Source organism: Streptomyces flavofungini, from assembly GCF_041028215.1.
GTDB lineage: Bacteria > Actinomycetota > Actinomycetes > Streptomycetales > Streptomycetaceae > Streptomyces > Streptomyces flavofungini_B.
Map to the genome: position 1 here is coordinate 1 of NZ_JASKYR010000467.1, position 6,475 is coordinate 6,475.

A 6,475-nucleotide genomic window follows, 5' to 3' on the forward strand; every position below is an offset into this window, starting at 1 on the left:
GGGATGACCGCCAGTTATCCACAGGCTGGACGGGCGTCGGGGCGGATTGTCAGTGGCAGGCGTTAGCGTCTTTGACGTGAAGCGATCGACTCAAGCAAATCGGGTGGAACCCATGGCAGGAACCGACCGCGAGAAGGCGCTCGACGCCGCGCTCGCACAGATTGAACGACAGTTCGGCAAGGGCGCAGTGATGCGCATGGGCGAGCGGCCGAACGAGCCCATCGAGGTCATCCCCACCGGGTCGACCGCGCTCGACGTCGCGCTCGGCGTCGGCGGCATCCCGCGCGGCCGCGTGGTGGAGGTGTACGGCCCGGAGTCCTCCGGCAAGACGACCCTCACGCTGCACGCCGTGGCCAATGCCCAGCGGGCGGGCGGCGCGGTGGCGTTCGTGGACGCGGAGCACGCCCTCGACCCGGAGTACGCGAAGAAGCTCGGCGTCGACATCGACAACCTCATCCTGTCCCAGCCGGACAATGGCGAGCAGGCGCTTGAGATCGTCGACATGCTGGTCCGCTCCGGCGCCCTCGACCTCATCGTCATCGACTCCGTCGCCGCCCTGGTGCCGCGCGCGGAGATCGAGGGCGAGATGGGTGACTCGCACGTGGGTCTCCAGGCCCGTCTGATGAGCCAGGCGCTCCGGAAGATCACCAGCGCGCTCAACCAGTCCAAGACCACCGCGATCTTCATCAACCAGCTCCGCGAGAAGATCGGCGTCATGTTCGGCTCCCCGGAGACCACGACCGGTGGCCGGGCGCTGAAGTTCTACGCCTCGGTGCGCATGGACATCCGCCGCATCGAGACCCTGAAGGACGGCACGGACGCGGTGGGCAACCGCACCCGCGTCAAGGTCGTCAAGAACAAGGTCGCGCCGCCCTTCAAGCAGGCCGAGTTCGACATCCTCTACGGCCAGGGCATCAGCCGCGAGGGCGGCCTGATCGACATGGGCGTCGAGCACGGCTTCGTCCGCAAGGCGGGCGCCTGGTACACGTACGAGGGCGACCAGCTCGGCCAGGGCAAGGAGAACGCCCGCAACTTCCTGAAGGACAACCCCGACCTCGCCAACGAGATCGAGAAGAAGATCAAGGAGAAGCTGGGCGTCGGTGTGAAGCCCGAGGCTCCGGCCGAGGAGCCGAGCGCGGACGCGGCGGGCACGGTCCCGGCCGACGACGCCGCCAAGGCGGTGCCCGCTCCGGCGGCCAAGGCCACCAAGTCCAAGGCCGCGGCGGCCAAGAGCTAGGCCGTGACGCGACGAACCGACTGGGCGGACCACACCGTCCCCGAAAGCCGCCCCGGCGCCGCGGGGCGGGGCCACGGGGACGGTGTGGAGCGGCAGCGCGACGGTTGGGACGGTGACGGCACAGGAGGCACCCGGGAGGGTGCCGGGCGAAGCGGCGGGCGCCGACGGCGGCGCGGCGGCTTCGGCGAGCACCAGGACAGCGGCCCCCCTTCCTCGTCGAGGGCCGAGAAGGGGGAGCCGCCGACGGATCCGGCCGAGCGGGCGAGGGCGATCTGTCTGCGCCTGCTCACCGGCACCCCGCGCACGCGCAAGCAGCTCGCCGACGCCCTGCGCAAGCGGGAGATCCCCGACGAGGTGGCGGAGGAGGTGCTCTCCCGCTTCGAGGAGGTCGGCCTGATCAACGACAGCGCCTTCGCGGACGCCTGGGTGGAGTCCCGGCACCACGGCCGGGGCCTGGCCCGTCGTGCGCTCGCGCGGGAGCTGCGCACCAAGGGCGTGGAGTCCACGCTCATCGACGAAGCCGTGGGGCAGCTCGACTCGGAGCAGGAGGAGGCGACGGCGCGCGAGCTCGTCGCCCGCAAGCTCCGCTCCACGCGCGGCCTCGACCGGGACAAGCGCCTTCGCCGCCTCGCGGGCATGCTCGCCCGCAAGGGCTATGGGGAGGGCATGGCGCTCAGAGTGGTCCGGCAGGCCCTGGAGGAAGAGGGCGAAGAGACGGAAGACCTGGGATACGAGGCGTACTGAGCGTGCCGCCCCGACGGGGGTGGGGCGGCACGCACGGCGGACCGCGTATCCCGGACCGCGTCTCCGCGGGGTGGGGTAACCCCCCCCTGCGGAGACGCGGGACCACCGCAGTGCACAGGAACCTGTGCACAGGCGACTGTGTACGCATGGTTCAGGAACCCGGCACACCCGAGGCGGCGGAGGACACCGGACCCGCGTCCGGGCGGCCCTCGGACGCGGTGCCGCCCCCGTCCCCGACTGCGGCCGGGGCTCTTGCCGCGGCCCCTGAAGAGCTGAGTGACATTCGGCTGCTGAAGGCGCTTGCGCAGCCGCGGCGGCAGCAGATGTTGCAGCACCTCACCGTGCGCGGGCCCGCGACCTCGGCGACGCTCGCCAGGGCCCTCGGGCTCAACACCGGAGCCACCAGCTACCACCTGCGCGAACTCGCCCGCCACGGCTTCGTCGAGGAGATGCGGGACGAGGAGCCCGCGGGCGACCGGTCGGGGCCGGGGCACGGCCGCGAGCGCTGGTGGCGGGCCGTTCCAGGTGACCGGCGCTTTCCGCCGCGCAGTCGGCGGACCCCCGGGACGCGGCGTGTCATCGACGAGCTCAACCGGCACTCCTACGCCGCCGACCTCGACCTCTTTGAGCAGGCGCGGCGGGAGTACGAGCCGGGGGGCGACGAGTGGGCCGACGCGTTCCCCTTCTCCCGGGGCACGATCCGGCTGAGCCTCCCCGAACTCCGCGACTTCTTCGAGGAGTACATCGCGCTGCTCAACCGCTACAAGCGGCCCGACAGCGACACCCCCGCCGACGCGCGCACCGTGCTCACACGCTTCCTGGCCTTCCCCGCGCCCCGCGACCACCCGCGTGACGACGCACGCGACAACCGAAAAGAGACGGACGCCCCATGATGCTGCGCTACGCACTGCAAACGGTCCGGGACCGCAAGGGGGGCTTTCTTGGTGCCTTTCTTGCGCTGATGTGTGCCGCCGCGCTCATCACGGCCTGCGGCACGCTCCTGGAGACCGGGCTGCGCGGCACCGTCGAGACGGAGCGCTACGCCGCCGCTCCGGTCGTCGTCTCCGCCGACCAGAACGTTCACCGGACCACGGTCAAGCACAAGAAGGGCAAGACCAAGGTCAAGCACAAGGCGAAACCGCTCGCCGAACGGGCCTGGCTGCCGCAACGTGACATCGAGAGACGCCTCACGGGTGTCGCGGGCGTCGGTACGGTCCTGCCCGAACTGACCTTCCTGGCCCAGCCCTTGACGACCGGCGGCGACGACAGCGGCGGCGGCCGCCCCTCGTACGGGGACGGCGGCCGCCCCTCGTACGGTCATGCCTGGAGGTCCGCCGCGCTCACGCCCTTCCGTCTCGTCGAGGGCAGCGGGCCGCGCCGCGCCGACGACCTCGTCATCGACCAGCACTTCGCCGAGCGTGCGGGGCTCGCGCCCGGCGACCGCCTCACCGTCCAGTCGACCCGGAGCCCGCGCGACTACCGCGTCACCGGCGTCGCCGCCCCCGAGCACGGCGCCCTTGCCCACCAGACCTCGCTGTTCTTCTCCCCGGCGGAAGCCGAGCGGCTCGCCGCGCATCCGGGCAAGGTCACCGCCTTCGGCGTCCTGCCGAAGCCGGGCACCGACGTCGACGGCCTCCGGCAGGCTGTCGCCCGAGCTTTGGACGGCACGACCGCGCAGGTCAGCGCGGGGGAAGACCGCGGGCCCGTGGAGTTCCTCGACGCGGCGGGCGCGCGCGTCGGACTCGTGAGCATGGGCGGAGCCATGGGAGGCACGTCGCTGCTGGTGGCCGTCCTGGTCGTGGTCGGCACCTTCACGCTCTCCGTCCAGCAGCGCCACCGCGAACTCGCACTGCTGCGCGCCGTCGCCGCCACGCCGAAGCAGATCCGCGGGCTCCTCGGGCGCGAGGCACTGCTCATCGGCGCCGTGGCGGGCGGCACCGGCGCACTCGCCGGAATCCCGCTCGGCGCCTGGCTGCACGGGCGCTTCGTGGACGCGGGTGCCGTGCCCGCCACCCTCGAACGCGCCGTCAGCCCCTTCCCACCCCTCGTCGCGCTCGCCGTCACCCTGCTCGGCGCCCTGGCCTCGGCCCGCATCGCCGGGCGCAGGATCGTCCGTATCCGCCCTGCCGAGGCCCTCGCCGAAGCGCGGGTCGAGCCCGCCCGGCTCGGCCGGAGCCGCCTCATCGCCGGTCTGGTCCTGCTCATCGGCGGTGCCGTCCTGGTCGCCGTGCTGGGCGTGCTGCACACGGAGGCGGCGTCCACCCCCGTGACGTTCCTTGCCGTGGTGGTCCTCGCCTGTGCCATCGCCGCCCTCGGCCCGCTCGTCGTGCGGGCGACGGCCGCTCTTCTGCGCGGTCCGCTCCGGCTGACCGGGCCGGGAGGCAGGCTCGCTCACGCCAACCTCCGCGGCAACGCGGCCCGGATGGCCGCCGCTGTCACCCCCCTCGCTCTCCTCACCGGCATGACCTGCACCGTCCTCTTCGTCCAGCCGACCCTCGGCGACGCGGCCAGGACCCAGGCTCGCGACGGCGTCCGCGCGAACTGGGTGCTCGCCGCGCAGGGGCCCGGCGTCCCCGCCCAGACCGCACAGAGGCTCCGCGGGGCTGAAGGGGTCGAGGCCGTCACCGAGGTGGTGCGCACCACCGTCCGCGTGGGGCTCGACAAGTACCCGGCGCAGGGAGTCACCCCGACGGGGCTCACCCGGACCTGGGACCCGGACGTCACCGCCGGTTCCCTGAAGGGCTTCGACGCGAACAGTGTCGCCGTCAGTGAACTGGCCGCCGACCAGCTCGGTCTGAGACCCGGAAGCACGCTCAGGCTCACCCTGGGAGACGGGACCAAGGCCGCACTGACCGTCCGGGCCGTGTACACGCGCGGTCTCGGCTTCGGAGACCTGACCATGGCGCACGGCCGGGTCGCCCGCCACGTCGACAACCCGCTCGCCGCCACGGTCCTCGTCAGGAGCGACCGTACGAAGGAACAACTCGCGGCGCTCGTCGAGAAGTTCCCGGGAGCGGGTGCCGGATTCCGCTCGGGGATCGACGTGCTCACGCCGGACGCGTTCGACGGTCTGGAGGCGAAGCGGCAGCAGGCCAACGCCGAGGTCAATCACCTGGCCATGGGTCTTGTCCTCGCCTTCACCGCGATCGCCGTGGTCAACACCCTCGCGATGTCCGTGTCGGAACGGATCCGGGAGTTCGCGATGCTGCGGCTCGCGGGCGCCACGCGGCGGCAGGTGCTGCGCATGCTGCGCACCGAGGCGCTGTCGGTCCTGCTCATCGGCACCGCGCTCGGCAGCGGAGTGGCACTCGCCGTCCTGACCGCGTTCAGCGTCGGCATGACCGGCGCCGCGGCGCCGACGGTGACCCCGTTGGTCTACGTCTGTGTGGTCGCCGTCGCCGGACTTCTCGCGCTGACCGCCACCGCTCTCCCGGGCCGGGCCGCGCTCGGACCGCTTCCGGTGAGCGTGGCGACGGCCAAGGAGTAGCAGGGGCGGTGCTGCTCAGGTGGTCACGTGGTGACCGGCAGTCCGGCCGAGCGCCAGGCCTGGAAGCCGCCGTCGAGGTCCGTCGCGTACCGCAGTCCCAACTGCCGCAGTGACGAAGCCGCCAGGCTCGACGCGTAGCCCTCGTTGCAGACCACGACGACCCGCAGATCGTGCCCCGTGGCCTCGGGGGCGCGGTGGCTGCCCTGGGGGTCGAGACGCCACTCCAGTTCATTGCGTTCGACGACCAGCGCCCCGGGGATCAGACCGTCGCGCTCGCGCAGGGCCGCGTACCGGATGTCGACGAGCAGGCCTCCGGACCCGGCGATGTCGTACGCCTCATGGGGGGTCACACGGTCCAGGTCGACACGTACACGCTCAAGCAGTTCGTCGATGCCGATGGGTCGCTCGCTCACTGCCAGTCCTCCGGGTGCTCGGTGGACTCCAGGCGCAGCACGTCGCCGGTGCGGCTGAAGCGGCGGATCCTCGGCAGGGGCGGGTAGTAGGCGTGCACGGACACGGCGTGCGCCATGGTGGATTCGTTCAGCACCTCGTGCACGTGGTTGCGGCCGAAGGCGCGGCCCTCGCCGGATGAGAGCTCTCGTTCGCGGTCGACGCCGTCCGAGAGCTCCAGGGTCTTCCAGCCGTCGGTGGGCAGCCGGACGGCGAGGGAGTGCTCCTTGAGCGTGCCCGCCGCGGTGAGGAAGGCACCGACCGACTCGGCGTGGTCGTGCCAGCCGGTCCCGGTGCCGGGCGGCCAGCCGATCAGCCACGCCTCGCTGCCGCCGGGACCGTCGAGGCGCACCCAGGTGCGGCCCTCGGGGTCGAGCGGGAGCGAGGCGATGAGCGCGGTGTCGGCGGCGGKGCGGCGGACGAAGTCGAGGAGCTCGGCGGAGGTGGGGCCCGCGGAACGCGCGGACGCGGGCACSGCCGACGTGTGCGCGGCGGAGGTCAGCGGGGTGGAGGAGGGTGCGGGAGAAGACACGGATACCGTCCCTGAAGGTTCGCGA

The 6,475-nt window shown here is 72.4% G+C and carries 6 protein-coding genes; 4 read left to right on the forward strand and 2 right to left on the reverse strand.

What is annotated here, in order from left to right; genetic code table 11:
* Positions 1–112: 112 nt before the first annotated feature.
* The 4 genes from recA to AB8Z36_RS27185 all read left to right on the forward strand — a co-directional run bounded on the left by recA (position 113) and on the right by AB8Z36_RS27185 (position 5,468).
* Positions 113–1,237, forward strand: coding sequence for a recombinase RecA (recA, locus tag AB8Z36_RS27170; RefSeq protein WP_369216013.1), 1,125 nt, complete (start codon positions 113–115; stop codon positions 1,235–1,237).
* Positions 1,238–1,240: 3 nt separating this feature from the next.
* Positions 1,241–1,981, forward strand: a complete 741-nt coding sequence (recX, locus tag AB8Z36_RS27175) for a recombination regulator RecX (RefSeq protein WP_369216014.1) — start codon at positions 1,241–1,243, stop codon at positions 1,979–1,981.
* A 146-nt stretch (positions 1,982–2,127) separates the two neighbouring features.
* The gene (locus AB8Z36_RS27180; RefSeq protein WP_369216015.1) at positions 2,128–2,874 is read left to right on the forward strand and encodes an ArsR/SmtB family transcription factor; all 747 of its coding nucleotides are present in this window, start codon (positions 2,128–2,130) and stop codon (positions 2,872–2,874) included.
* Positions 2,871–5,468: an FtsX-like permease family protein gene (locus AB8Z36_RS27185; protein ID WP_369216016.1), complete on the forward strand. Its 2,598-nt coding sequence runs from the start codon at positions 2,871–2,873 to the stop codon at positions 5,466–5,468. Before AB8Z36_RS27180 ends, AB8Z36_RS27185 begins: the two co-directional genes overlap by 4 nt.
* Positions 5,469–5,491: 23 nt before the next feature.
* On the opposite strand, the gene AB8Z36_RS27190 is transcribed toward AB8Z36_RS27185, so the two are convergent.
* Positions 5,492–5,887, reverse strand: a complete 396-nt coding sequence (locus AB8Z36_RS27190) for a rhodanese-like domain-containing protein (RefSeq protein ID WP_369216017.1) — start codon at positions 5,885–5,887, stop codon at positions 5,492–5,494.
* Positions 5,878–6,450, reverse strand: a complete 573-nt coding sequence (locus AB8Z36_RS27195) for a cysteine dioxygenase (protein WP_440582005.1) — start codon at positions 6,448–6,450, stop codon at positions 5,878–5,880. Before AB8Z36_RS27195 ends, AB8Z36_RS27190 begins: the two co-directional genes overlap by 10 nt.
* Positions 6,451–6,475: the final 25 nt, after the last annotated feature.

What these genes read in the sequence shown, in the direction of transcription:
- recA (WP_369216013.1), top strand. Translation starts at nt 113, where the DNA reads ATGGCAGGAACCGACCGCGAGAAGGCGCTCGACGCCGCGCTCGCACAG.
- AB8Z36_RS27180 (WP_369216015.1), top strand. Translation starts at nt 2,128, where the DNA reads ATGGTTCAGGAACCCGGCACACCCGAGGCGGCGGAGGACACCGGACCC.
- AB8Z36_RS27185 (WP_369216016.1), top strand. Translation starts at nt 2,871, where the DNA reads ATGATGCTGCGCTACGCACTGCAAACGGTCCGGGACCGCAAGGGGGGC.